This window comes from Singulisphaera rosea (assembly GCF_054877945.1).
The window spans coordinates 96,389-121,900 of sequence record NZ_JBTYIP020000017.1; the positions used below are offsets into that span (position 1 = coordinate 96,389).

Annotated in this window: 28 protein-coding genes, 1 tRNA gene and 1 pseudogene; 24 read left to right on the top strand and 6 right to left on the bottom strand. The window is 64.5% G+C overall.

The features are described from left to right. Positions 1 to 208: 208 nt before the first annotated feature. Both ACYOEI_RS25185 and ACYOEI_RS25190 read left to right on the top strand, forming a co-directional pair. A complete protein-coding gene (locus ACYOEI_RS25185; RefSeq protein ID WP_462852391.1) occupies positions 209 to 721 on the top strand; it encodes an ECF-type sigma factor in 513 nt (170 codons plus the stop codon). Between the two features lie 146 nt (positions 722 to 867). Beyond that, positions 868 to 3,456: a bifunctional serine/threonine-protein kinase/formylglycine-generating enzyme family protein gene (locus ACYOEI_RS25190; RefSeq protein WP_462852392.1), complete on the top strand. Its 2,589-nt coding sequence runs from the start codon at positions 868 to 870 to the stop codon at positions 3,454 to 3,456. Between the two features lie 185 nt (positions 3,457 to 3,641). Here ACYOEI_RS25190 and ACYOEI_RS25195 read toward each other — a convergent pair whose 3' ends face one another. Together ACYOEI_RS25195 and ACYOEI_RS25200 are read right to left on the bottom strand one after the other, a co-directional pair. Continuing rightward, positions 3,642 to 4,022, bottom strand: a complete 381-nt coding sequence (locus ACYOEI_RS25195; protein ID WP_462852393.1) for a transposase — start codon at positions 4,020 to 4,022, stop codon at positions 3,642 to 3,644. A 430-nt stretch (positions 4,023 to 4,452) separates the two neighbouring features. Continuing rightward, positions 4,453 to 4,635, bottom strand: a pseudogene (locus ACYOEI_RS25200) (helix-turn-helix domain-containing protein); the annotation flags it as partial. Positions 4,636 to 5,326: 691 nt separating this feature from the next. Between ACYOEI_RS25200 and ACYOEI_RS25205 the strand changes: the two are divergent. From ACYOEI_RS25205 to ACYOEI_RS25220, 4 genes are all read left to right on the top strand, one after another. After that, positions 5,327 to 6,064, top strand: coding sequence for a sulfite exporter TauE/SafE family protein (locus ACYOEI_RS25205; protein ID WP_462852394.1), 738 nt, complete (start codon positions 5,327 to 5,329; stop codon positions 6,062 to 6,064). A 230-nt stretch (positions 6,065 to 6,294) separates the two neighbouring features. Then, on the top strand, positions 6,295 to 6,591 hold the full coding sequence (locus tag ACYOEI_RS25210) for a ComEA family DNA-binding protein (protein ID WP_462852395.1): 297 nt from the start codon (positions 6,295 to 6,297) through the stop codon (positions 6,589 to 6,591). A gap of 169 nt (positions 6,592 to 6,760) precedes the next feature. Next, positions 6,761 to 7,429, top strand: a complete 669-nt coding sequence (locus ACYOEI_RS25215; RefSeq protein WP_462852396.1) for an HAD family hydrolase — start codon at positions 6,761 to 6,763, stop codon at positions 7,427 to 7,429. Between the two features lie 244 nt (positions 7,430 to 7,673). Beyond that, positions 7,674 to 8,147 (top strand): hypothetical protein, encoded by a 474-nt coding sequence (locus ACYOEI_RS25220; RefSeq protein ID WP_462852397.1) that lies wholly within the window; start codon positions 7,674 to 7,676, stop codon positions 8,145 to 8,147. Positions 8,148 to 8,655: 508 nt separating this feature from the next. Here the strand turns inward: ACYOEI_RS25220 and ACYOEI_RS25225 are convergent. From ACYOEI_RS25225 to ACYOEI_RS25235, 3 genes are all read right to left on the bottom strand, one after another. Then, positions 8,656 to 8,729: transfer RNA gene (locus ACYOEI_RS25225), tRNA-Val, on the bottom strand. A gap of 308 nt (positions 8,730 to 9,037) precedes the next feature. After that, positions 9,038 to 9,670 carry a hypothetical protein gene (locus ACYOEI_RS25230; RefSeq protein WP_462852398.1) on the bottom strand — a complete coding sequence of 211 codons (633 nt, stop codon included), beginning with the start codon at positions 9,668 to 9,670 and terminating at the stop codon, positions 9,038 to 9,040. A gap of 175 nt (positions 9,671 to 9,845) precedes the next feature. Continuing rightward, positions 9,846 to 10,772: a DMT family transporter gene (locus tag ACYOEI_RS25235; RefSeq protein WP_462852399.1), complete on the bottom strand. Its 927-nt coding sequence runs from the start codon at positions 10,770 to 10,772 to the stop codon at positions 9,846 to 9,848. A 278-nt stretch (positions 10,773 to 11,050) separates the two neighbouring features. Here ACYOEI_RS25235 and clpX point away from each other — a divergent pair, with 278 nt between their 5' ends. After that, positions 11,051 to 12,340 carry an ATP-dependent Clp protease ATP-binding subunit ClpX gene (gene clpX / locus ACYOEI_RS25240; RefSeq protein ID WP_462852400.1) on the top strand — a complete coding sequence of 430 codons (1,290 nt, stop codon included), beginning with the start codon at positions 11,051 to 11,053 and terminating at the stop codon, positions 12,338 to 12,340. A gap of 487 nt (positions 12,341 to 12,827) precedes the next feature. Continuing rightward, the gene (locus ACYOEI_RS25245; RefSeq protein WP_462852401.1) at positions 12,828 to 13,220 is read left to right on the top strand and encodes an HU family DNA-binding protein; all 393 of its coding nucleotides are present in this window, start codon (positions 12,828 to 12,830) and stop codon (positions 13,218 to 13,220) included. A gap of 42 nt (positions 13,221 to 13,262) precedes the next feature. On the opposite strand, the gene ACYOEI_RS25250 is transcribed toward ACYOEI_RS25245, so the two are convergent. Next, positions 13,263 to 13,745 (bottom strand): DinB family protein, encoded by a 483-nt coding sequence (locus tag ACYOEI_RS25250; RefSeq protein WP_462852402.1) that lies wholly within the window; start codon positions 13,743 to 13,745, stop codon positions 13,263 to 13,265. A gap of 383 nt (positions 13,746 to 14,128) precedes the next feature. Here ACYOEI_RS25250 and ACYOEI_RS25255 point away from each other — a divergent pair, with 383 nt between their 5' ends. The 16 genes from ACYOEI_RS25255 to ACYOEI_RS25330 all read left to right on the top strand — a co-directional run bounded on the left by ACYOEI_RS25255 (position 14,129) and on the right by ACYOEI_RS25330 (position 25,482). Beyond that, positions 14,129 to 14,803 carry a hypothetical protein gene (locus tag ACYOEI_RS25255; RefSeq protein WP_462852403.1) on the top strand — a complete coding sequence of 225 codons (675 nt, stop codon included), beginning with the start codon at positions 14,129 to 14,131 and terminating at the stop codon, positions 14,801 to 14,803. 38 nt (positions 14,804 to 14,841) lie between these two features. Beyond that, on the top strand, positions 14,842 to 15,156 hold the full coding sequence (locus tag ACYOEI_RS25260) for a hypothetical protein (protein WP_462852404.1): 315 nt from the start codon (positions 14,842 to 14,844) through the stop codon (positions 15,154 to 15,156). A gap of 193 nt (positions 15,157 to 15,349) precedes the next feature. Next, complete coding sequence (locus ACYOEI_RS25265) at positions 15,350 to 15,580, top strand: hypothetical protein (RefSeq protein ID WP_462852405.1); 231 nt, start codon at positions 15,350 to 15,352, stop codon at positions 15,578 to 15,580. Further along, positions 15,577 to 16,086: a hypothetical protein gene (locus ACYOEI_RS25270; protein WP_462852406.1), complete on the top strand. Its 510-nt coding sequence runs from the start codon at positions 15,577 to 15,579 to the stop codon at positions 16,084 to 16,086. Before ACYOEI_RS25265 ends, ACYOEI_RS25270 begins: the two co-directional genes overlap by 4 nt. Next, positions 16,083 to 16,979, top strand: a complete 897-nt coding sequence (locus ACYOEI_RS25275) for a hypothetical protein (protein WP_462852407.1) — start codon at positions 16,083 to 16,085, stop codon at positions 16,977 to 16,979. Before ACYOEI_RS25270 ends, ACYOEI_RS25275 begins: the two co-directional genes overlap by 4 nt. After that, positions 16,979 to 17,554: a hypothetical protein gene (locus ACYOEI_RS25280; RefSeq protein ID WP_462852408.1), complete on the top strand. Its 576-nt coding sequence runs from the start codon at positions 16,979 to 16,981 to the stop codon at positions 17,552 to 17,554. Before ACYOEI_RS25275 ends, ACYOEI_RS25280 begins: the two co-directional genes overlap by 1 nt. Before the next feature lie 217 nt (positions 17,555 to 17,771). After that, complete coding sequence (locus ACYOEI_RS25285) at positions 17,772 to 17,975, top strand: hypothetical protein (RefSeq protein ID WP_462852409.1); 204 nt, start codon at positions 17,772 to 17,774, stop codon at positions 17,973 to 17,975. Continuing rightward, a complete protein-coding gene (locus ACYOEI_RS25290) occupies positions 17,972 to 18,292 on the top strand; it encodes a hypothetical protein (RefSeq protein ID WP_462852410.1) in 321 nt (106 codons plus the stop codon). Before ACYOEI_RS25285 ends, ACYOEI_RS25290 begins: the two co-directional genes overlap by 4 nt. Next, positions 18,289 to 18,411 carry a hypothetical protein gene (locus ACYOEI_RS25295; protein WP_462852411.1) on the top strand — a complete coding sequence of 41 codons (123 nt, stop codon included), beginning with the start codon at positions 18,289 to 18,291 and terminating at the stop codon, positions 18,409 to 18,411. The genes ACYOEI_RS25290 and ACYOEI_RS25295 overlap by 4 nt, the downstream gene beginning before the upstream one ends. Before the next feature lie 6 nt (positions 18,412 to 18,417). Continuing rightward, positions 18,418 to 18,681 (top strand): hypothetical protein, encoded by a 264-nt coding sequence (locus ACYOEI_RS25300; protein ID WP_462852412.1) that lies wholly within the window; start codon positions 18,418 to 18,420, stop codon positions 18,679 to 18,681. A gap of 70 nt (positions 18,682 to 18,751) precedes the next feature. Further along, positions 18,752 to 18,943 (top strand): hypothetical protein, encoded by a 192-nt coding sequence (locus ACYOEI_RS25305; protein ID WP_462852413.1) that lies wholly within the window; start codon positions 18,752 to 18,754, stop codon positions 18,941 to 18,943. Between the two features lie 45 nt (positions 18,944 to 18,988). After that, positions 18,989 to 19,546: a phBC6A51 family helix-turn-helix protein gene (locus ACYOEI_RS25310; RefSeq protein ID WP_462852414.1), complete on the top strand. Its 558-nt coding sequence runs from the start codon at positions 18,989 to 18,991 to the stop codon at positions 19,544 to 19,546. Between the two features lie 29 nt (positions 19,547 to 19,575). Beyond that, positions 19,576 to 20,967: a phage terminase large subunit gene (locus ACYOEI_RS25315; protein ID WP_462852415.1), complete on the top strand. Its 1,392-nt coding sequence runs from the start codon at positions 19,576 to 19,578 to the stop codon at positions 20,965 to 20,967. A 164-nt stretch (positions 20,968 to 21,131) separates the two neighbouring features. After that, positions 21,132 to 22,571 carry a phage portal protein gene (locus tag ACYOEI_RS25320; protein WP_462852416.1) on the top strand — a complete coding sequence of 480 codons (1,440 nt, stop codon included), beginning with the start codon at positions 21,132 to 21,134 and terminating at the stop codon, positions 22,569 to 22,571. Between the two features lie 91 nt (positions 22,572 to 22,662). Continuing rightward, positions 22,663 to 23,916, top strand: a complete 1,254-nt coding sequence (locus tag ACYOEI_RS25325) for an HK97 family phage prohead protease (RefSeq protein WP_462852417.1) — start codon at positions 22,663 to 22,665, stop codon at positions 23,914 to 23,916. A gap of 207 nt (positions 23,917 to 24,123) precedes the next feature. Beyond that, positions 24,124 to 25,482, top strand: coding sequence for a phage major capsid protein (locus ACYOEI_RS25330; RefSeq protein ID WP_462852418.1), 1,359 nt, complete (start codon positions 24,124 to 24,126; stop codon positions 25,480 to 25,482). Positions 25,483 to 25,512 lie beyond the last annotated feature (30 nt).

The following is a 25,512-nucleotide window of genomic DNA, read 5'->3' on the forward strand; positions in this document are numbered from 1 at the left end:
AACCAATTAGGATGTCCCCTTTTCTGTCCTCCCCTTTTCTGTCCCGAATACGGTTCGTTCCCGACACCTTATTCCGTCACTTTTGATGCAGACTCGGTGCTCATCGGAGATCTCGTAGCGTACGCTACGATGGTTCGAACGAGGGAAGATCCTGTCCCATCCTTCTCGAAATCCGAAATATTCATCCACATAACTCAATCTATATCGCATGGCTGATGTAACTCAAATCCTGCGCAGGATCGAACAGGGGGAACCCGGGGTCGCGGAGAGATTGTTGCCGCTGGTTTATGAGGAGCTGCGCAGGCTGGCGGCGTGGAAGATGGCGCAGGAGGTCTCGGGACAGACGATACGGCCCACGGCATTGGTGCAGGAGGTGTATTTGCGGCTGTTGAATGGTGAGCAGCCGCAGAGGTGGGAAAGTCGTGGGCACTACTTCGCAGTCGCGGCAGAGGCGATGCGCCGGATTCTGGTCGAAAATGCGAGACGACGGAAACGACTCAAGCACGGTGGCGAACTGCAACGGCAGGAATTGACGGACGTAGCCATCGTCATCCCGGAAATTCGCGAAGACTCGCTGGCGCTCGATGCGGCGCTTGATCGGCCGAAAAAGGTCGACGAGCGAGCCGTGACGTTCGTTCACCTGAGGTATTTTGTAGGGCTTTCCATCGACGATTCGGCGAAATCCTTGGGTATTTCCCTTCGGACGGCGGACAGAGTCTAGGTCTATGCTCGGGCATGGCTGCATCGGGAAATTGGCAGGGCGAAAGCGGAACTCGAAGAATAACCGACCGAATTGTCGTCGGTTGGGAATTCCGACGCATGGATCTTCGGGAAGCCGTTTCACCTACGTGTCGAGAGATCCTCGTTGTGAACGAACGCGATCTTTTTCTAGCAGCACTGGAAATCTCCGACCCCGTCGCTCGCCGGACGTATCTATGTTCCGCTTGCGAGGGAAATGCTGAACTTATAGCGGCCGTTGGGTTACTGCTGGCATCACATGATGGCCAGAGTCAATTCCTAAACGTACCCGTCGTCGGGCAAATTGCGGAAGGATCGTCATTTTGTGGCAATCCCACGATGGAGTATGACGGCGGCAGCGGGGACGACAGACTCGCCGAGACGCGAGCCGCCACAGTCGGAAGGTCGCCGTTGAGAGACAGTTCTGAGGACCGGACGGAGGATCTCCCTCTCAGCTTTTTGCAACGGTCGACTCAGCCGGGCACTCTCGGGCGGCTGGGCCATTATGAGATCACCCATGTTTTGGGACGCGGGGCCTTTGGTATTGTCCTGAAAGCGTTCGACGAAAAGCTGCATCGCGTCGTGGCGATCAAGGTCCTCTTGCCGGAGATCGCGGCGACCTCGCCCGCTCGCAAACGATTCTTGCGAGAAGCCCGCTCAGCCGCGGCCGTTCGACACGAGCACGTCGTCAATATCCACGCGGTCGAGGAACTGCCTCTTCCGTATCTCGTCATGGAATACATCCCCGGTCTGACGTTACAGCAGCGGCTCAAGGCGAAAGGGCCGCTCGACGTGGTCGACGCCTTGCGGCTGGGAATGCAAATTGCCGAGGGACTTGCCGCCGCCGCCGCGAAGGGGCTGATTCACCGCGATATCAAGCCGGGGAATATCCTCCTGGAAGAGGGGATTCCGGAACGGGTCAAGATCACCGACTTCGGCTTGGCGCGTGCCTCGGACGATGCCAGCCTGACGCAAAGCGGCCTGATCGTCGGGACGCCGATGTACATGGCCCCCGAACAGGCGCTCGGGAAGGTGCTCGACCCACGCGCGGATCTCTTCAGCCTGGGGAGTGTGCTGTATCAGATGGTGAGCGGCCGTCAGCCCTTCCGGGCCTCCTCGACGATGGCCGTCCTCAAACGTGTTGTCGAAGATACACCCCGTCCGATTCGGGACATTATCCCCGAAACGCCGCAATGGCTTTGCGTTATCATCGCCAAGTTGCACGCCAAGGACCCGGACGACCGTTATGTTTCGGCCGCGGAAGTCGCCGATCTGCTAAGAGACTGCCTGGTGGAACTTCAGCACGGACGTATTCCCGTCGTCGAAGCGCCGGCAACCGCGACGAATCTCTCCCTCGTACCACCGCACGACACAAGTTCACTCGCACCGGCGCGACGCTCACGCCACCCGCGACTCAAGATCGCAGCGATCTTCTTGGTCTTCCTCACGGGACTTGGGATCACAGAAGCGACCGGCGTGACAAAGCTGATACCGACCGTCATCCGATGGACCGATGGATCGGGCACTTTGGTCGTCGAGACCGATGATCCCGATGTCGGAGTCACGATCGACGGCAAAGCCGTTTCGATCCGCGGCGCAGGGGTTGAGGAATTCTCCTTACGCCCCGGCAAGTACCACATCGCCGCTCTCAAAGATGGCCGGGCGGTCAAGCAGGAACTTGTCACGATCACCCGCCACAGGCGGAGCCTAGTACGGATAAGTTTGGACTCAGCCGCGACCAGACCGCGCGAACGCTGGCACGGTTGGCCCGCCGATGCGCCGATACCCGCAATCGCGCCCTTCGATTCCGGGCAAGCGGAGCAGTATCAGGAAGAATGGGCTGCCTATCTTAATGTGCCGGTCGAGTTTACCAATACCCTCGGCATGAGGTTCCGCCTCATCCCGCCGGGCAAGTTTCTTATGGGACGGTCGAATGCAACAACGGAACAGTTACTCGCCGCACCCGAGCTCAGCGATCTACCGGAGTGGCTGAAAGCCGAAATCCGTGCGGACCCGCCCGAACGCACCGTAACGATTCGAGAGCCGTTCTATCTCGGTGTCCACGAGGTGACCCAGGGCCAGTTCCGTCGCTTCGTCGCAGCGGAGCAATACAAGACGATCGCGGAACGAAGAGGCGGAGGTCTGATCTGGAGTGGAAGTGAATTCGTCCAAGCTCCGGAATGCATCTGGAACAACCCAAAATATGCAACCGATGACGCACTGCCGGTCGGGTTCCTCCATTTAGGCGATGCGAAGGAGTTTTGCACGTGGATGAGCGGCGAAGACGGAGTGAGCTACGCGATCCCCACGGAGGCCCAGTGGGAGTTCTCCTGTCGCGCCGGAACCACCACACTCTGGAATTTCGGAGACAGTCCACAATTGATCCGAGACTTTGCTTGGACGCGATTGAACTCTTCCAATACGCTCCACCCTGTCGGCAAGCTGAAGGCGAATCCATTCGGCTTATTCGACATGCATGGCAACGCCATGGAGTTGGCGTTCGATGGGGTCCAGTGGGTGTCCCGAAGCGGGAAAGCGACCGAGCGAGTGTACTTCAACGTGTCGACGTGGCGAGCACCTCCAAAACCGAACTTCGACTACATTTGTTACGAGAGCGGTTTTCGGGTCGCAATCACCGGCGACCTTCGGAACGTGGCCAAGTTCCTCGCGAATCGAAAAACAGCGCCAATGGCCACGAAAAACCGAAGAGAAAAATAGTATCCGTTCACCGACCGGACGGAGGTCGCCCTTGGCGGGATAACCGGGCTACCGATTCGGCATCTTGATGCCCGCGGAATCGCCCTGACGTTCGACCTCAGTTACTCGATGATTTTCCCGTAGTACAAGATTTCGGCCAGCATCTTCCAACTAAATAGTCTTGTCGAATTCCGGGACGCGCGGGGTCATGCGACATTCGCCTTGGCATAGGTGTGACGACCACGTCGGTTTCGTGCCGCGAGGTACCTTCGCACTTCTACCATCAATTCTGCCATCGTCGCGCAGCGGTGGTTGCGAGTGACGTTGTCGTGCAAGTCCTTCCAGATGCGCTCGATCCGATTGTGATCAGGGCAGTAAGGCGGCAAGAAGTGGAGCCTCAACTTCTCCGCCGCGGGGGACTTCAACGTCAGGCGTACCTGCAAACTGTCGTGGATGCCGTAGTTGTCGAGGATCACATGAATCCGCTCGGCGTTCGGATAGACTTTCGTGGCCAACTTGTGCAGCAGTTCCAAGGACAGCAGGCTGTTCTTTCGCTCTCCCTCGACATAGATCAGTCGGTGGGCCACGGGATCCCAGGGCACCGGCGAGATAGCACTTCCGGTTGCACCCGGGGGTCAAGACCTCCTTCTGTCGGCCCGGCTTCATCCAGTCGGGTCCGATCTTGGGATTGAGATGGATGTCGACTTCATCGACGTACAGGACGACCTCGCCGACGGGGAGATGATCGACCAATCTCCGGATCTCCCGCAAGCGACGAGTCCGACGTGCCTTCTTCCAAGGGCAGCCGACGATCGGCTTGGGCCGCTTCAGCTTGACCCCCGACCGGGCCAGGAGCCGGCTCATGGGAGGGATGCCGATCGGGACCGCGGTCCGTTCGGCCAGGACCAGGATCAGGAGTTCTTGGGTCCACGTGGGGCGGCAAAAGCCGAACTCCCGTGGCGACTGCTCGACGAGACGGAGCAGTTCACTCTCGTAGGCTCGGGTGATCTTCCGCTCGCCGTTATCTTCGCGCCTGTCGGCGAGTCCCGCCAACCCGTCGGTGATGAACCGGTCGGCGATGCGGTACACTTGGGACTTCGCGCAGAGCCCGCCCCGCGCGATCATGGTGGGCGTCGTGCCCTGAACGAGAGCGAGTATCGCCTTGCATCGACACCGCAGACCCGCGTCCTTCGCTCGCATGGCGAGCCGCCGAAGTTCCTTCCTTTGAGACGGCGACGACTTCTGCCACGCGTGGATGACTTTCGCTTGAATCAAGGGGAGGCTCCTTCCATCGGTGTGTTGGCCGACACGACCGAAGTGCTTGGAGCCTCCCCTTTTAACCGATCAATCCGACTTCGCGAGAGGATTTGGCCAGGATCGCCTTCGCCCGAGGTCAACTTGGGATCGCAGCACATCCAACCATCGGCGCGTCCCAGGATCGGGCAAGACTATTTAGAGCGGATCTCGCATGCATTGCACACGTCGAAGGGAAACGGGGACTGGCTCCCGGCAGAATCAGACTGGGCTTATCAAGGATCAACAAAGAGGCCGGGTGCCTGTCCCCGTTTCCCGGGCCGTCGCCATCCGCTGCGGCGAAAACGGGGACAGGCAGCTGCGCTTCGCTGCGGAGCCAGTCCCCGTTTTCGCCTCCGCTCTCGGGTCACAGACACGCCGTGCCGTGTGCAACCCGACCATTTGCCGCTCAAATAGCCGTCGACGCACTTGCTTCCTCGCAGATCCTCATTTCCCGGCAAGTCCGGAGTGAAGGGGCCCGCGCCGTGAAACATACCCTCTTCCTCGACCGCTTCGAGGGCTCCTTCGCCGTCCTCCTGGCCAAGCAAGGCGATCAAATCAACGTACCGATGGCGATGCACCCGAAGGGCGACAAATCGTGAGCGGGACGGAGATGATCGGTCCCTGGATCCTCCTCCTGGCCTGCGGATGGCTGGCAGCGACGGTCTCAGGGGCGGCGGGATTCGGCGGGGCTCTCCTCCTCTTGCCGACACTGGCCTTCGTCGTCGGTGCCAAGGCCGCCGTCCCGATCCTGACCGTCGCCCAACTCCTCGGGAATCTCTCTCGAGCCGGCTTCGGTTGGCGTGAGATCCAATGGCGGCCGGCCCTGTTGTTCAGCCTGGGTGCCGTACCTGCCAGCCTCCTCGGTTCACGACTTTTCGTCGCCATGCCGACAGCTCTCGTATTGAGGGCGATCGGCCTCCTCCTTCTTGGGGTGGTTGCCCTGCGCCGTACCAGCCTCGGCAAACGGAAGGTGCCCGACCGGTTCCTTCCTCCGTCCGGGGCCGGAGTCGGGTTCGTTTCGGCCATCGCTGGGAGCGCGGGTCCCCTTGGTGCCGCGGTCTTCCTGGGCCTGGACCTCGAACCGCAAGCCTACGTCGCGAGCGAGGCGGTAACGGCGGTCCTGATGCACCTTACGAAGTGCCTCGCCTACGGACGCTTCGCGGCACTGTCTGTCGCCGACTTGCTGCGAGGGATCCTCCTCGGCGGATCGCTCGTCTTGGGCTCTTGGACGGGTCGAACACTCATTGTCCGGATGCCGGAGCGGGGCTTTTCGCTCCTGGTTGAGTCGCTGCTCATCGTCTCGGCGTTATCGCTGATCGTCAGGCCCGGGTAGCCGTGGCCAGCGTCAGGATCACGAACGACTACGGGCATCCCAGCCCCCAAACGCTCGCCCAGGTGGAACGTCAGGGCATCCGGATCCTCGTGTCCGTCCGGTGAAGGCCACCTTTGACACGGCGGACGAGCGGACGTAGTCCGACCGACCGTCCTCTGGCGGCCAGCAGACTTGGCCTGAGGTCCGAGCGATCCCCTGCCGCGACCTTCCGATCTTCGAGCCGCAAGCCCATGTCGGGACGGCGGCCGTTCGGACTCATCCGAGGATTATCGGTCCGGACGTGGATCACGAGAGCCGGCCTCGCACGACCCGGTGGTCCCCGCGAACCACGACGCAACGTCGATCGGCGACGTCGGTTCTTCGAACGGGTCGGTGCCTCCTCGAGGCTTCTCCGTGAAGCCGTCGCGGCACCACTCCCACAAACGGCGTCGCTAGCGGAGCTCCAGGCGCTGCCAGGGATCGGGAAGACACTGGCGAGGCGAATCGTTGAGGGTCGGCCGTACGGCTCGGTCGAGGAGCTCGAGTGAGTGCCGGAGATCGGGCCGAAGAGGATGGCGGAGATCCGGCCACTTGCCTCGGCGATGTGAGGAGTGGCGACGACTCAGCTCTCGCTCCCTCGGGACGATCCGGCTTGCCGTTTGCGTATCCCTTGCTCCCGCGACAATCCGGCGCATCGGCAGATTGGAAGGGGAAGTGATGATACGCGCGGCGATCTTCGACATAGACGGCACGCTCATCGACTCGGTGGACATGCACGCTCGGGCGTGGCAGGAGGCCTTTCGCCACTTCGGTCACGAATTCTCCTTCGAACAGGTCCGCGGCCAGATCGGCAAGGGTGGGGATCAACTCATGCCCGCACTCCTGCCGGAGGACGTCGTGAAGCGACGCGGCGAAGAAATCGAGAAATACCGCTCCGAACTCTTCAAGCGCGAATACCTCTCTCAAATCCGTGCGTTTCCGGGGGTCCGCGACCTCTTCAGGTGGATCCAGGCCGATGGCAAGAAGATCGCCCTCGCCTCCTCCGCGAAGGCGGACGAGTTGACCGTTTACAAGCAGATCGCCGGGATCGACGGGTTGGTCGACGTCGAGACGTCATCGGACGATGCCGACAAATCCAAGCCCCATCCCGATATCTTCGAGGTGACGCTCCAGCGTCTCGGCGCGATGCCTCCTGCGGACGTCATCGCGATCGGCGACACGCCCTACGATGTCGAGGCGGCCTCCAAAGCGGGGATTCGTACCATCGGTGTGCTCTGCGGCGGCTTTCCCGAGCACGACCTGCAAGGGGCCGGCTGCATCGCGATCTATCGCGATCCCGCCGCCCTCCTCGCCGGTTATCCGGAGTCTCCCCTGGTGCGAGGCTGACGCGTCGACTTCAAGCCCGTGTTGCCGACCGTTGGTCCCACCCTCAGCGACTTGAGCAAGGTCTCGTTAGTGGAATGGCACGGCGAAACCCCATCCCGAACCAGCGAGATAAACTCACCAGCCCATTCGATGCAATCCCTCTCCTCGGTCGGACTTCATGGAAATGGTCGGGCGTGGCCCTCTCACTTTTGCCGATGGCCAGTGATACCTTGAACAAGACCGTCTCCAATCGAGGGATCATGGGATGAGTCGCATCGTCATCCTCGCCGTGGCTTTCTCCACGCTGTCGGGATGTAGCATCCTCAGCCGCGTCGATACCACCATCGCGGAACTCGACACGGCCAATAAGACCTTGTCGGGCACGAACGGGCAGATGGCGGTCATGAACGAGCAGATGACCGACACGCGGGCGCTTATGGTCGAATCCAATCGTCTCATCCTCGAGTCCAGCCGCCAGGTCGCCAAGAGCATCGGCGGTGTGGCCGAGTCGAGCGCGAAGCTCGACTTGTCGAACGCGAACATGACGAAGACCATCGAGGGCGTGACGAAGTCGAACGCAAATATGGATAAGACCAATGAGAACATGCGACGGACGCTGGAGCTGATGGCCGAGATGAACAAGAACGTCGCACGAAGTAATGCTCTGATGACGGAGATGAATGAGAAACTCGGCGTCATGACCAAAGTGATTGAGAAGATCCCGGGGCTGAAGCCGTGACGTTTGTCCAAAGCACGCGTGTCTCAACCGAGAGTCCGCACAGAAGTCCGACGGCGATGAGGTGAGGTGAGGGAAAAACGGGGCGGAGATAGGGACTCGGGATCGCGCCTTCGTCCTCCCTCGAGAGACCGATGCGACCCCATCCTTCAACGATCCCCTACGCCGAAAATCGGGAGAGAACCGACCCCACGTTCGCATCTATGTTGTCGGCGAATCGTCGCCGATTGCGAGGCGTGGCGAGCATCCCCAGGGAATCGTTCGATCAACTCCCCGAGCGGGTCCGTTTCCACTTCCGGACCTGCCTCCAGGTCGAGTATGGCACGCCCGTCGAGCGTGACGACCGCACACCCGCTGGGCTTGTGAAGGCGGTAGGGAGGGTCTTCGACAGACCCGGTATGTGGGCGACTCCATCCGCAGTCGCAAGACGGTGAGGACGGCTTTGGTCAACGGTCGTTCGCCGCGCTGCCGTGAGCCAAAGCGAGATGTTTCGCAGGCGAGGTTGTGAAAATGGGCGATGCTGGATTCGAACCAGCGACCCCCGCCGTGTGAAGACGGTGCTCTAACCAACTGAGCCAATCGCCCGATCTCGGGGACGAGTGCAACCTCTCACACTCGTCGCCGCAAATTCTATCTCCTCAAGGCCGACCGTCAAGAGAGGATGCCCGGAACGCCAGGCCGACCTCTCATCGTGAAGATGAGTCGCCCGAACGTTTCAAGACCCCTTGGACTGGTCGTCCCCGAGGAGACACACAGACTGTATCCAATCCCCGAGAGTCGGACAAGTCTGTTTGGGAACCGGTTCGCGAGCCCGCGGCGCATGAGGCCGTTGGCGACAAGAACGTCACCTACCCGACCGAGTGGTCGGGCAGGTGCCTCGGGTCGCCAGGGGATTACGGGGTCCGCAGGAACGTGCCACTGCGGAGGATCTCGTCCTGGGTCTTGACGAGGTCTTGGTTCGCCAACCAGAGCGACTTCGACGCATCGGGGCTCCCGTACACGCGGACGGCGACGTCGTTGATGGACTCGCCCTCGAAAACTTCGGTGAATGCCTTTCGGGGTTGGGGGGGAATCGGGCCGGCCTGCTTTCGACGTGAGGCGGTCTGGACGCGAGAAAGGGCCTCGGACGTCGTGGGCCGGGGACGCGTCGCGGCCTTCTTCGAAACGGGCGGGGTCAAATTCGCGGTCGCCACGCTGGGGACCGCGATCGTCCGAGGGGGCTCGGGACGCGAACGGACGACGGCGGAGGGTACCTTGCGGACCTCCTCGACGGCCACGGCAGGCTTGGCGGTCGGCGGCTCGACCAGCGGGACGCCCGGAGTCGGTGGGGGGGCGGCCTTCGTCACGGAAGGATCGGTCGGAGTCGGCGCGGGCAAGGGCTCGGGAACCGGGGTGGGTGGAGACTCGGTTGCGGTCGGACTGGGCGAAGGCTGGCCGGGTATCGGGTCGGGACGGTACAGGACGACGGCGAAGAAAATGACGGTCAACACGCTCAAGGCGGTGCTAGTTCCCATGTGCCGGTTCATACGGGCGAGATCCTTCGGCCGACGACTCAAGGTGTGGTCCACAATGGGGCATCGGTTCTATCGGCCGGCCATCGAGGCCGCTTGAGGATTTCTTTCGAGAATCCTTCTCGGTCGTCAAGATAAAGGAGTCCCTCGGTTGCCGGACGGATGCCCAGGTCAATCGGGAGCCTCGAGATCACTCGTCGGCGAGGTGAGCTGTCGGCGTAGGGGCCGCAGGATGACTGGTGGTGCGCGGCGAAGGGATGACCGGGCGGCCAGGGCGGCTCGTCATCCAGGCCGTGGGGATCAGGACGAGGGCGAATCCAAGGAGGCCGATCGGCGTCAAGCTGCGGCCCCAGAAGACCATGTCGAAGACCATCCCGAAGACGACCTGGCTCAGGCCGATGACGGCGACCTTTGCCGGGGATCCCGAGGCGAAGGCACGCGTCAGGAAGTACTGCCCGACGGTCCCGGTCGCCCCGACTCCGAGGAGCATGAGCACGGTCATGCTGTCGAATCGACCCGGCGAGATCGACCGCCAACGCACCGCGAGCCAGGCCGTCGCGACCAGGCTCGCAACGGCCGCGAAATGGACCACGACGGCCCGGGGGTCGACTCCCTTCAAACGGTTCAGGCCGATCATCGCGAGCGCGGTCGAGACCGAGCTCACGAGCGCGACGATGACCGCCAGATTCGTGCCTGCTAGGTGGGGGCGCTGGATCAGGGCCACGCCGAGCATCCCGCTCAAAACCCCGACGATCTCGCCGGTCGAAGGGGCGCGGTGGAGCATCGGCGCGGAGAGGACGACGATCCAGAGCGGGTAGGCGTTCGTCAGGGTGAGGACGTCGGCCACGGGGAGCCGCGTCAGGGCGAAGAAGTTGCAGACCAGGCTGAAGCTCCCGGCCAGGCTCCGGAGCCAGAGCGTCCTCGGCCGGAAGAAGACGAGTGGCACGCCCATCGACCGCGCGATGATCGCGGTCGAGATCAGCATGAACAGGACGCGGACCAGGGCGATGAGGAGCCAGTCGCACCGCGGGCCCAGGGCGGAGGTGATCGCCCCCATCGAGGCGAAGGCGAAGGCGCTGCAGAGCATCCAGAGGGCGGGGCGGACGGGGTCGGTCATCGATTCTCGGGGCGGAGGAGTTACGGTCGGCCGTCCGGCAAGTCGCGGGGGACTCCATTGTGTCGCCTGAGCGGCCGTCGTGGAAGTCGGATCGCGCGATCTCGACCCTCGACGAGGCCGCCGGAAGACGCCCTGGCTCGCATTCGGACCCCCCGAACCCCTGTACAACCGTCCGGGATTTCCCCGGCGACTCGTGTTATGTTGGAGTGGATGGGGATGGCTCCGCGACGGGCGGGGGATCCGTCGCCAGGTCTCGCGCTTCCGCGGGAAAGGGAAACATGACGCAACATTCGGACGGCCCAGGGGCCGAGGGAACACCCACGACCACTTGTGACTTCTGTGGGAGGCCGACCAACCAAGTCGGCCCCATGGTCGAGGGCAACGCCCTGGTCTCGACAGGAGTCCGGGACACGTCGTCGCACATCTGCGCCCAGTGTGTGGACGCGTGCGACCGCATCTTCGAGAAGCACGAGCAGAAGAACGCCCTGGAGGGCGGGCTGCCCACCCCTCGGCAGCTCGTCGAACATCTCGATTCCTATATTATTGGACAGGATCGCGTCAAGAAGACGCTCGCCGTCGCCGTCGTGAACCATTACAAGCGGCTGATGGCCCTCACCAGCGAGGTCGACGACCCGGCGCTCAAGGGGGTCGAGGTCTCCAAGAGCAACGTCCTCCTGATCGGCCCGACCGGCTGCGGCAAGACGGCGCTCGCCCAATCGCTCGCGAGGAGGCTCCAGGTCCCCTTCGCCATCGGCGACGCGACGACCTTGACCGAGGCCGGCTACGTCGGCGAAGACGTCGAGAACCTGATCCTCAAGCTCGTCCGCGAGGCCGACTTCGACGTCGCGCTCGCCGAGCGAGGGATCATCTACATCGACGAAATCGACAAGATCGGCAAGACGTCGCAGAACGTCTCGATCACCCGAGACGTCTCGGGCGAAGGGGTCCAGCAGGCGCTCTTGAAACTCCTCGAGGGGACCGTCGCCAACGTCCCTCCCCAAGGGGGGCGGAAGCACCCCGAGCAGCAGTATCTCCAGGTCGACACCTCGAACATCCTGTTCATCTGCGGCGGGACGTTCGTCGGGCTCGAAGAGATTATCGGCAAGCGGCTCGGCAAGAAGATGATCGGCTTCGGCCACTCCGAGTCCGAGAACCGAGAGATGGCGCGGAACGAGATCGTGGCGCAGGTCACGCCCGAGGACCTCGAGCGGTTCGGGATGATCCCCGAGCTGGTGGGCCGGCTCCCGGTCATCAGCACGCTCGATCAACTCTCGATCGAGGACCTCGCCAAGATCCTGACCGAGCCGAAGGACGCCCTGCTCAAGCAGTACCAACTGCTCTTCTACCACGACAAGGCGAAGCTCGAGTTCACCGACGAGGCCGTCCGCGAGATCGCCCGCCTCGCCAAGGCACGCGGGACCGGCGCCCGGGCCCTCCGCTCGATCCTCGAGCACCTCATGCTCGACGTGATGTACGAGCTGCCCGAGCGTCCCGAAGGGCACACGTATGTCATCAACGAGCGCGTCGTGCGCGGCGAGGAAAGCGCCCTCGACCAGGCCGCCGCCTGAACCGATCCCGACTCCGGCGGGGCCCCGCCCCGCCGGAGCCTCGCGACCCGCGAGGACTCCTCGCGGGGCGATCCCCAAGGATTGGGCCGCCGAATGTCGACCTGATGCGAACCCGCGGAGGCGGCAGAAACGCGAGGGAGTCGACCCGAAGCGCGGAATTGACGGAGCTCACGCCAGGGGAGGCAAGGGCGTCCCTCCTGACCTCTTCCCGCAGACGTCCCTTCACGTCCTCACACACCGTGGATCGTGATCCACGCATCACCTCACGATTTCTCGCTGTCGTGGGACGCCCTCCGCCCTCGAGACGAGGCGGGGCACCAGCAACTCAAAAACACATTCCTTTGTTTTCTAATTTCTGACTTCATAATATTTCGTCGGACGGCCGAATCCGCCGGACCTTCCTGCTTGACACTACCCCAAGCCAGCATTACAGTTGAGCCGAGTGAATCCTGGCCGAGACCGACTGCGCCCCTTGGGAATCCTCGCCGTGACGAAGAAAGAAATCGTCAGAATGATTTCCGAGGAAATGGGGCTGACCCAACTCCAGACCAAGGACATCGTCCAGCGGACCCTGGATGAGATCACCCGCACGCTGGTCGCCGAGGGTCGGATCGAGTTGCGGAACTTCGGGGTCTTCGAAATCAAGCGCCACGCGCCCCGGAAGGCCCGCAACCCCAGGACCGGCGAGAAGGTCGACATCCCCGCCAAGAGCGTGGTGACCTTCAAGCCGGGCAAGGAGATGGAAGAGCTCGTCCGCAAGATGGAGCTTGAGGTCGGCGAAGATGAGGGGGACGACCGAGACCCGGCTGAGGACGGGGACGGGGACGATCGAGACCAGGATCCCACCTCGACGGCGGAGAGGTTCCCACGCCTCGCCTAACAAGATCCTCGAGCCCGCTCCGGGAAAGAGAGGATTCCCCGATCACATCGCCACGGGCTTATCGAGTGAGCGGCGCACCGCGACGAACTGCCCGGAATGCATCAGGGTGTGCGACCCGATCAGGTGCATGATCGAGGCGACCGTGGGGGCAAACGAGACGCCGGTCGGCTGCCCGAGCTTCTCGGCCGTGAGGTCGTTGAGCACGGCGAGTGCCGCCGCTCGCTGGGCGTTCCAGAGCGCGAGGTAGCCGTCCTTCGTGAGGTAGCCCGACTCGCCGCCGGACGTCGCCGCCTCCTTGCTGTGCGCCGCGGCAAACCCGTCGGGCAGGGCCGGCGAGGCTCCAGGGGCGACCATCTCCAGGAACTGGCGCTCGGACTCGATCAGGTGGCCGAGCTGCCAGGCGATCGGGTTCATCCCCGCGACCGGGCGGACTCGCAAGTCCTCGTCGGACAGGTCGTTCAGGTAGACCTTCACGACGTGGTCGGCCATGTTGAGACTCATCCGGATCACGTCTTTCGCGTCCATCGTCATCCCTCGTCGCATGCCGATAATTTCATGGCCCGGCCGGAGGCGAGGCACCAAGCCCCCTGCCCCGTCCGCGGCCAGCTCAACGGCCCGGCGGCCGCGCAATGTCGCCGATGCAATCCCACCCGTCAACCCTCGCCACCACTTCGGACGTCGGACCCATCACGCACACCCCTTGAGGGGCCGCCGTGGTTGCATCACCAAATCCATGCCGGTACGATTAGACCTGAAAGTCAAGAAAAAACCGGTCGGCCACCTACCAAAAATTTTACCCCTTTCATTACAACCACTTACACCAGGCCCAGGGCGGCCGACGACCGCATTTGCACGTCATGTTGGACAGTCGCAAAGAGGGCGACTCAGGACGAGGGGAGATTGGAACCGTGCTTTTCGAGCGACCCGATGGTAGGGGCATCCGCATCGCACCGATGCCGCGACAACGAGTGAAGATCGAGGGCCAACGAGCCCAGTTGGCGGCGCGAAACGCCGCGCTCCTGATTCTCGCCGAGCGAGGGCTGACCAGCGCCGAGATCGCGGCGCTTCCGGGCATCGACCTCGACGAGCGAACGGTCCGGGAGGCGATCTCCCGGGCGAGGCGACTCCGCGAAGATTGGCGACAGGAAAACGCGCCGAAGGTCGACCCGAAGGTCATACCGCTCTTCGGCTGCCAGCCCTGGGAGAAAGCGAAGGAGGAGTTGCCGAAGATCGGTGCGAGTTGTTCGCACTGCGGCAAGCGGATCGAGCGGGGGGCGCCCACATACTGCCCGAAATGCGCCGCGACGGGCCACGACCAGCGTTTCGCCCGAGAGCTCGGCGAGGCGATCCGACGGGTCCCGCCCCCCGCTCCCCCGGCCCGGAGCAAGCTTCGAGGCCGCGACGAGGAAGGCCTCGCCTCCTCGTCCCCTTGCGCCTCGACGGCTCCGCCGAAGCTGACCCCTTCGCATCGGGTCGAGCTGGCGAGGACCCCGCAAGGCTTCCTCTGGCTCCAGTCGATCGGCCAGCTCCCCGAGGAGCCGACCGCGTCCGGCAAGCGTTCCCGGACTTCGAAGTCCCAATGAGCCCCGGACCCCGACCTCGAACCAGGAAAGGAGACGCCGTGCTGGTCCTCGGCAGGAAAGACGGCGAGTGGATTACCGTCGTCCACGACGCCTCGGGCGACGTCCTTCGCATCCGAATCTCCAACGTCCGAGGCCGCAACGCGGGGGGCTCTCCCCGTTGCGACCTCGGATTCGAGGATCCCGACTGGCGTTTCCTGATCGATCGGCCCGGCCGACGCGAGCCGCTCTCGGCCACGACGACGCCCGCCTCGGAGCCCCCTTATCTTGAGAAAAGAAGCGTTCAACGAATCGTGACAGGTCCAATCAAGGCGACGCGGTCCACCGAACCTCACCCCAATCCGACGGCGTCCTGAACCAGCCCCGGCTCCCGACAGTTCATACACATCCGTTAACAAAGCACACGAGCAACACCGAATCCCGCTCCTCGGCCTCCTCCACTCGAGGCCGAGTCGGGTCGGTGCGCCTTCGCCGGCACTCCCATTCGATCGCCGGGCCCTGCCCTGCCGACGGGCCAAGGCCTCTTCACCTCCAGACCGAGGTTCTCCCGTGGCCGAACCGATCTTGCCGTATTACGCCGCCTTCTCGACGAGCGCCAGCGAGCTGGCGGCCGCGCAACAGAAGCACGAGGCCAACGCCAGGGCCTTGCTGGCCGCGATGCCCGAGGGCGTCCTCTTCTCGACGGTCGAGGACCCTCCCCCTTTGATCAAGAAAGTCGGTGGGCAGATCTTGGCGGAGACGCCCCCCTATCTCGGACATCCCTATGAGGTGAAATCGTGAGCCAGGTGATCCTCTGGCCGGGCATCCCAACGACGCCGGCGCCCTCGAACAAGGCCACCGCATCGCCCCAGACCCAGACCCCGACCCCAACCCCAACCCCGAAGACCACCCCGATCGTGTGGTTGTCGCCGATCGTCTCGGTCGTCTTCGCCGGTCTCGTCGTGGGAGGGTCGTGGTGGGCGGAGGGGCGCTGGCCGTTCGAGACGTCCGCCCCCCCCGACGGCGCGACCCTGGGCCGGTCGTTCGCCCCGCTCCTGGCCTCGGCCCTGGCCGACGGCTTCGAAAAAGGGGCGGACCTCCTCGCCCAGGGGAAGTCGGTCAAGGACGCCGACGACGCGCTCAAGCAGACGTTCCTCGACTCGCGTGAAAAAGCCTTCAAGGACAAGGCCGCACCCGCGTTCGCGGCGATCGTCCCGTTCGACACCGAACCGAAGGATGCGGCCGCTCGCGAGGCCTACACGGCGCTATTCCGCGACTTCGCCAAAGGCCTGAGGAGGGCCCGATGACCGCACCACCGCTCCACCTCTGCGGCTGGGTCGACCACCCCGGCCGCCACGCCCTGGCCGCGACTTTGCCGTATCCGACGTTCTCCAGCGCGGCCCCCCGACTGGTCGGGGCGGCCGGGGCCGACCAGGACGTCTTCCTCTACAAGGCGTTCAAGGACACGATCGGCGGCTACCCCGACTACGTGGCCCAGCAGATCGGCGACTGCACGAGCTTCGGCTCCGGCCACGCGCTCGACGTCCTCCAGTGCGTCGAGATCGCGCTGGGCAACCAGCCGATCGGGTTCCAGGAGACCTGCACCGAGGCGATCTACGGCCTCGGCCGCGAGGTCGGCGGGATGCTCGGCGGCGGCGACGGGTGCTACGGCGTGGCGGTCGCGAAGGCCCTGACCGACTTCGGCGCGGTCACTCGCAAGCTCGTCGGCCCCTACTCGGGCAACCGGGCCAAGGAGTGGGGAGCCAGGGGAATTCCCGCCGAGATCAAGACGGCCGCGGCCTCGTTCAAGCTCGGGGCGGCCACCCTGGTGACGACCCTCGACGAGATCGACGCGGCCCTCACCAACCTCTACCCCTGCGCCGGCGGATTCAGCCAGGGCTTCACCATGCATCGCGACGCCGACGGGGCCTGCCACCAAAGCGGGTCCTGGGGCCACGAGCAGGCCTGTGTCGCCAAGCGAACCCGCAACGGCCGACGCCAGTATCTCCTGCTCCAAAGCTGGGGCAACAACGTCCCGGACGGCCCGACGACCGACGACCAGCCGTCGTTCTCCTTCTGGATCGACGAGACGTCGATGGCCAGCATCCTCTCCCAGCGCGATTTCCTCGCGTTCTCGAAGTTCCCCGGCTTCGAGCAACGCCCGATACCCATCCACTGGACCTACGACGAGTTCATCTGATGACTTCTCTCTGCCTGCTCCTCGCCGTCGCCGTCGACTTCCTCGGCGACCCGGCCCCCGCACCTCGGCCGCGGGGATCTCCCGAGACGTCAAGTTCGTTCCTCGGCGACCCCGAGCCCGCGCCTTCACCGTTCGCGACCCCGCTGAAGCCACGTGAGGAGCCGGTCCCCGAATCGAGGCCCGAGCCGCCCCCCATCCCCTCCGAGCCCCCCGCGCCCTCGGCCCTTGAGACGCCCTTGCCCTCGACGGAAAAGACGCCTCCGGAGCCGAAACCTCGGGAGGAGCCGGAGAGCGTACCCCGACGCCCTGACCCGTGTCCCTCGACGTGCGCCTGCTCGACAAAAGGCGAGTGCGGCGGGACAGCCTGTTCGTGCAGTCTCAAGGCGACAGCTCCCCTCGAGCCGGCCTGGGATTCGGCCTTGCGGACCTATCGGCTCGCCGACGCGAAGGGGACGGTCTGGACCTGGCCCGACCCGTCCTGGCTCAAGGAGGTGGTGCGCCGAAAGAACGCGGGCGACACGAGCCTCGTGTGGGATCGACGGACGAGAACCGCCTCGCCCCCGACACGACACTAGAGCAGTTAACGTCCGAGCGACACTTTTTGATACAAGCCCGAAGGGCCAGCGAGCGAATCTTCTTCGATTTTTCGCATCGTGATTCACTCGCTGGCGCTTCGGGCTTGTAAAGGTCATTCCGATGGAACCATCGGAAGGCTGCCCCGAGATCGCCGACCCTGCTCGAACGAATCAATGAATCTCTTGACGATTGCTCCTTTTTCATGAAAGGCCACCGATGTCATTGGCATCGATCCTCGCGACCTTGGGCACGCTCGGCAGCGGCTACCGGACCTACCTCGCCGCCGCCGGCCTCTTCGCGTTGGCGTTCTACGACCTCACGACCGGCCAGATCGAGCAAGCGATCCAGCAAACCCTCGCGGCCCTGGCGGCGGCCGGCCTGCGACAGGCGATCGCCCAGAGCCAGCCGGAGAAACCATGACCCGTCACGCCTTCGCCCGCCTCGGCGCGGCCCTCGACCGGTTCTTCGCCCCCGTCGACGGCTCGAGGGCCGGCCGGGTCACCGGGCCCGAGTGGGCCCGGATCCTCAAGGTCGCCTTCGCCTCGGCGACCTTGGGCTTCGCCTCGATGGTCGCATCGGAGTACCACGACCATCCCGAGGAGATCTCCCGAGACCCGGCGGTCTCGGCGTTCGTCGTAGGCCTGACGTCGCTGGTCCTCTCGTACCTCCATCGCCGCCAGGATGGCACGATCACCGGGCAGGGAAGCCTCGATCGCCGGCCGACCGAGCATCCATGACACCTCCGGAACTCGCCGCCGCGGCGGCCCTGGGCGCACTGGGCCTGTTCGGCTTGAGGCTCCTCCTCCAATTCCTCGCGGGGACGCTCGAGCGCGGCCTCCGCCGCCGCGACCGTTAATCGATCATGAATGAATTCCATCATCAAACCGGCCTGTTCGCCACGTCGTCCCTGGGCTCGTTCTGGTGGGTCGTCGACGTCCTCTGCCGCCACGGGCCGAGTTGGTCGATCGTCCCGCCGATCTTGATCGGCTCCGCGTCGCTGATCGGGGCGATCCGGGGCTACCAGAACGACGTCCAGGCCCGTCGGCATGCAGAGGAGCGGCATCGCGCCCAGATGGGCCAACGGCCCAACAACGCGTCCTCGCCAACCGACGCCCCGGATCGCTAACCACGAAACCGATTGGGGCCACCCCACGTGCCCTGCGTCCACCCGGCCCGACGTCCTCGGAGCCTCGGCCATGATCCGCGAAACCGACTTCCTCCTGACGGCCGTCTTGCTGCTCCCCGAGTTGGCCTTCGTCTTGGCCGTGGCCGTGGGGGCCGCGATCGCCCGAGCCTGGCCGCGACCTCGAGGACGTTTCAACGACGCCGAGATGCAGAGGCGACTCCGGATCCCGACCGACCGGGCGTCGCGATTCCGGAGCAACTGAGGGCGCCCGCATCACCAGGCTCGACGAGATCGTGATCGACCACCGATGACTCATGAATTGCCCGTAAACAACGATCCCCCCCCGCTCGATGTCCGCAAGCCCCAATGGACCGAGCGACACGAGTCGGCGGCGATGCTCGTCGCCGAGGACAAGCTGACGAACGTGGCGATCTGCGCCCAGGTCGGGATCTCCTCGAGCACCCTCGCCAACTGGAAGCGTCGGCCCGACTTCGCGGCGCGAGTCGACGAGATCGTCGAGGCCTTCCGGACGACCGTCCGTCGCCGAGGGATCGCGATCCTCGAACGCCGGGTCGACGCGCTCCACGACCGCTGGCTGCGGATGCAGACGATCATCGAGGAACGCGCCGCGGATAAGGAGATGGACGGGGTGCCCGGCGGCAAGACCGGCTTGATCGTCCGCCAGACCAGGGGATCCGGCCCCGACGCCGAACCCATCGACGATTACGTCGTCGACACCGCGCTCCTGAAAGAGCTCCGCGAGCACGAAAAGCAGGCCGCCCAGGAGCTCGGCCAATGGGTCGAGACCCGGAAGATCGACCAATTCACCAAGGTCTACATCACCCTCGGCCCCGACGACCTTTAGAGCGGATTTCTCTCGCACTCCATCGAACGATGTCAAACGTGATCCACCCCGAGCAACGACCCTACGAACCTTTCGGCGCGGCGAGGGCGCTTTGGTCTGACAAGCGGAGCGAAGTGCTGCTGTCCGGCCCGGCGGGGACGGGCAAGTCGCGGGCGTGCCTGGAGAAGCTCAACGCCGCCTGCCTCCACTGGCCGGGTACTCGCGGGCTGATCGTCCGGAAGACCCGGGAGAGCCTGACCGAATCCGGCCTGGTCACCTTCGAGGAGAAAGTCCTCCCGGTCGGATCGACGATCGCCCGAGGAATCAGGCGCCGGATGAGGCAGGCCTACCACTACCCGAACGGCTCCGAGATCGTCGTCGGCGGATTGGACAAGCCGACGAAGATCATGTCCACGGAATATGACATGATCTATGTTCAAGAGGCCATCGAGCTCCTCGAGAACGACTGGGAGAGCCTGACGACCCGGCTCCGCAACAACGTCGTCCCTTTCCAGCAACTGATCGCCGACACGAACCCCGACGGCCCCCAGCACTGGCTCAACCAACGCTCCCTCCGCAACGCGACGGTGATGCTCGAGTCTCGCCACGAGGACAACCCGACGCTCTGGGACCGGAAGGCCGGCGACTGGACGACGAACGGCCGGGCCTACATCACCAAGCTCGACGGCCTGACGGGCGTCCGCCGGCCTCGGCTCCGGTTCGGCAAATGGGTGCAGGCCGAAGGGGCCGTCTACGAAGAGTGGGACCGACAAAAGCACCTGATCGACCGCCGGGAGATTCCCAAGGCCTGGCGCCGGGTTCGCTCGATCGACTTCGGATACTCGAACCCGTTCGTCTGCCTCTGGATCGCGATCGACGACGACGGCCGGATCTACGTCTATCGCGAGCTCTACCGCACGCGACGGACGGTGAAGACCCACGCCGCCGAGATCCTCCGGCTCTCGGGCGACGAGCGCTACGAATTCACGGTCGCCGACCACGACGCCGAGGACCGCGCCACCTTGCTCGAGAACGGCATCACGACGATCGCCGCGGTGAAGGCCGTACGGCCGGGCATCGAGGCCGTCCAGGAGCGACTCAAGGATGCCGGCGACGGCAAGCCCCGTCTCTTCGTCCTGCGCGACGCCCTCATCGCCCGCGACGCGTCGCTCGAGGAATCGAAGCGCCCCTGTTCCCTCGTCGAGGAGTTCGATGGCTACGTCTGGTCCTCGAGCCAAGCCGGCGATCGTCCCACCCGGGACGAACCGGTCAAGCTCAACGACCACGCCCTCGACGCCCTCCGCTACGCCACGATGGCCATCGACCACAAACTCCCCCCCGTCGAATCGCCCGCGGCCCGCGAATCCCGCGAACGTGACGAGCGAGAGGCGGAGGAAAGACGATGGCACGACATCAACGCGGACCATTGGTGGAACGCATGACGGGGATTGATTCACCGCAAAGGCACAAAAGGACAACGTAAAACCAAATAGTTAACAAGTAATGATTATTATTTTGATTTTTCTTCCTTAGTGTCTTTGTGCCTTTGTGGTGAATCAATCCCCCGTCTCCACCACCTCTCCCATCGCCACCGAGATCATCACTCATGCGACTACGTGAACGCATTGGGTCGGCGTGGCATGCGCTGACATCGAAGTCGGCGCCGCCGGCCGGGAGTTTTTCGTACGGCTGGGGGGGCGGATCGTCCTGGAGCGACGCCTTCCGGTTCCGACGCGCCCCGAGCCCCGCGGAGCTCGTCGAGAGCTATAAGTCGATCGTCTATGCCTGCGTCAACCTCAACGCAAATGCCGTCGCCCGCGCCCCGCTCCGCCTCTTCGCCGCAACTCGGTCGGGCCAGGCCAGGCCCCGTTGCGCCGTGAAGGGGATTTCCAAAGGGGCGAAGCAGCGACTCGGACGACTCGACTATGTCACCAAGACGATCGCCGGAGCCCACGAGGTCGAGGAGGTTACGGACCATCCCCTGCTCGACGCCGTGATGCGGGTCAACGAGGACCTCGACCACGCCCAGCTCATCACCTACACGGCGATGTCCCTGGACATCGTCGGCTCGGCCTACTGGTGGCCGTCCATGGGCAAGTTCGGCACGCCCGAGGAGCTCTGGGCCTTGCCGCCGCACCTGGTCTTCCCCGTCTTCACCTCGGGGACGATGGTGCCGGACGCCTATAGCTTCGGCGGGGTGATGTACGACAAGCGCGACCTCATCCGATTCCGCAGGCTGTCGGCGAAGAACCCTTACGGCCAAGGGTACGGCCCCGAACAAGCGGCGATCGAGTACGCCCGGCTCGAGGACACGTTCGTCTCGATCCAGGACAACCTGCTCTCGAACGGCCCCCGCCCTTCATTGATCGTGAGCCACAAGGATCCGAAGGGGAGCTTCGGGACGGCGGAGCGACAACGGCTCGAGGCCGAGATGGAGCGCCGGGGACGCGGGGGACGGGCCGGCAGCGTCTTCGTCGTCGACGGCGCCGCGGCCGTCACGCCGATCTCGTACACGCCCACCGACCTCGGCGGCTTGCAGGTCTCCTCCTACGACCTCGAGCGGATCGCCAACTGCTTCGACGTCCCGGTCTCGATGCTCAAGACCGACAACGTGAACCGCGCCAACGCCGAGGCCGGCCTCGAGCAACACGGCCGAAACGCCGTCGAGCCGCGCTGCCGAGCGATCGCCTCGACCCTGACCCGGTGGACCCACTCGCTCGACCCCAAGGGCCACCGCGGTTGGGACCGCCTCTTCTGGGCCTTCGACCCCGTCGTGGCCGAGGACAAGCGGGCCGAGTCGGAGTTGCACAAGACGTACCTGGACCTCGGCGTCCTCACCCGCAACGAGGTCCGCCTCGACATCGGTTACGCCCCTGCCGACGGCGGCGACACCCTCCTCGTCCCCAAGGGCCTGGCGCGACTCAGCGACGTCGCCGCCGACCCCGGCGCCTCGGCCGGAGTGACGGACGATGACAGGTCGGCCATCACGCCCGAGCAGGACCGCGAGGCCGTTCCCCCCGCGATCCTCGAAGGAGAGGACGAATGAGGTCGTTTCAGAGAGCGATCGACTGACGAGTGGAATGCCAAATCCCGCGAACCCTCGCAGAATCCTAACTCCCACTTACCGGCGGAACTCCATGGACCTGACAACCGACCTGGCAACGACACCCACGTTCCTCCAAGGCGACCCCGACTGCACTTACAAGTTCGTCGAGGCCCGGGTCTCGTCGATCATCGACCCGGGCGCCGCGGCGGATCTGGCGTGCTACATGACCACGGACGCGGTGGACGCCGACGACGAGGTCGTCCTCCCCTCGGGCGTCGACCTGTCGCGGTTCGAGAAGAATCCGGTCCTGATGCTCTGCCACGCCTACGGGCAGCCGGGGTCGTATTACCCCCTGCCGATCGGGAAGGTGGTCTGGACCAAGAAACGCCCCCACGGCGTGATGGCCGGGATCGCGTTCGCCCGCTCCACGACGATGGGCCGCGAGGTCAAAGCGCTTTTCGACGAAGACATGTGCCGATCGTTCTCCATCGGCTTCCGCTCGCTCGAGTCGTCGCCGATGAGCTGGGATGAGGCCCGCGCCCGGCCCGACTGGAAGGCCGCGTTCGAGCGACGGGCCGGCCGGATCCTCGTGCATCGCCGCTGGTCGCTCCTGGAGTTGTCGGTCGCCCCGATCCCGAGCAACGAGGACGCCCTGCGGGCCAAGTACGCCGCCCGAAACCAGGCCATCCCTTCCTGGCTCAACCTCAACACGGTTCGCGAGGCCAACATGACCGAGACCGACCACCATGACGCCGACACGACGGCGCAACGCCCGGAGCGTCCACCGTCGAACACCGATGACCGGCCGATCGCCGAGGGAGACGCTGTCGAGCTGACCCGCCTCTCCGGAGACCTCCCGGCCCCCGGCCCCGAGCCGGCCAAGTGCTGGGCCAAGCTCGCCCCGTCCCCGGAGGAAGGCGAGGGGGACACCCTCAACGCCTTCGACTTCGTCAGGATCGACGCGCCCCACCACAAGGGGCTCGGACAGGTCCAGAGCCTCCACCGCGACGGCGTCGTCCCCGACGTCGAGGACGACCTCCTCGGAACCCACGCCAACCCCGCCGCGAGGGTCCGATGCTACAAGCCGGTCGGCGACGGCTTCGTCGCCACCACCCTGCACGTGGGACACGCGACCCGACACCTCGAGAAGATTGGCCCCCTGCGTCCCCCGGGCCAACCACGAAACGCGACGCGACAAACCCCCGAGCCCCTCCCTCCGCTCGTCGGGCTCTCCGAACAGCAAGTCCTCGACGACGCCCTGGCGAAGCTCAACCAACTCCTCAAACCCGACTCCATCCGCAAGATGGTCGTCGAGGAGTTGGAAACCCGCCTTGGGGCCGTGTGATTCAGAGTATTGGGGGAGGTATTCGCCACAAAGGCACAAAGGCACACAAATCACAATCTCAATTTCTTAATTTCACCGAATCGTTTCTTGTTCTTTCCCTCTTCCATTGTGTCTTTGTGCCTTTGTGGTGAATAGCTCCCCTCCCCCGCAACCAACCAGTCTCCCCCGCCCCGCATGGGGCTGTCTCCAACGAAAGCAGGGATATCGATGCGTATCAAGATGCTCCAGGCCGTCGGCGAGTACACCAAGGGTGCGGTCGTGCCCGTCGAGGACTCGGTGGGGAAGCGTTACGTGGCCGCCGGGTTCGCCGAGGGGGTGCCCGGTGACGGCGGCGGGGCGCTCGACGACCTGGCGGACACGATCAAGCGGGCCGTGGCCCAGGGATTCGCGGCGGGCGCCGAGGAGGTCGGGACGCGAGGCACGGGCGACGGTCAAGGCAAGGGGTTCCGCCCGAGGATCGACGCCGGCGAGCAGCAGGCCGACCGCACCAGGAGCTTTGCCGACTTCATCAAGCAGGTCGTGATGGTCGGCTGCCCGCAGCTCTGCCCCGGCAAGCAGGCCGAGGCGAGCGAGCGGCTGACGAAGGTTTATAGCTCGAACCTGAACAACTGGGAGAAGAAGGACCTGGCCGAAGGGTCGGGCACGACGGGCGGCTACACCGTCGCGCCGACGTACGCCGGCGAGCTCCTCAAGCTGGCCTCGGAGGAGTCGATCGTCCGGCCGTATGCCAACATCAAGACGCTCCCGGCCCGCGAGGCCTTCTACCCGATGCTCAACCAGACGTTCACGCCGTCCGGCGGGGCGTCGGCCTACTACGGCGGCGTGAGCATGACCTGGACCGGCGAGGCCCAGGCGCGGCCGTCGACCGAGCCGAACTTCAAGCAGGTCCACGTCATCGCCCGAGAGCTCTCCGGGCTCTGCAAGATCAGCCGGACGCTCATGTCCGACTCGATGCTCGCGATGGAGTCCGAGCTCAAGGGCCTCTTCGCCGGGGCGGTGGCGTACGCCGAGGACATGGCGTTCCTCAACGGCGACGGCAACGCCAAGCCCCTCGGCGTGCTCCAGGCCCCGGCGACCATCACGTATGGCACCCGCTCGGCGTCGAACAAGTTCCAGCTCGCCGACGCCGCCAACATGATGGGCGCCATGATCCCCCAGAGCCGCCCCAAGGCGGTCTGGGTGATGGTCAACAACCTCTTCTCCCAGCTCGTCCAGCTCGCCGACGCCAATGGCCGGGTGACGTATCTCCCCAACGTCGGCTCCGGCTACGGCGACACCAAGCTCGCGATGGGGCAACTCCTCCTCTTCGGCCGCCCCGTCCTCTTCACCGAGCGGCTCAACACCCTGGGGACCGCCGGCGACGTCCTCCTGGCCGACTTCTCGAAGTACATCATCGCCGACACCGGCACGCTCGAGATCGCGGCCTCCGACCAGTACGCCTTCAACACCAACCAGATCACCTTCCGCATCATCCAGCGCGTCGACGGCCAGCCCCAGGTCGACGCCCCGTTCACCCAGCAGGACGGCACCACCAAGATCTCGCCGTTCGTCACCCTCCACGCTTGAGTTGAGTTGAGTTGAGTTGAGTTGAGGAGG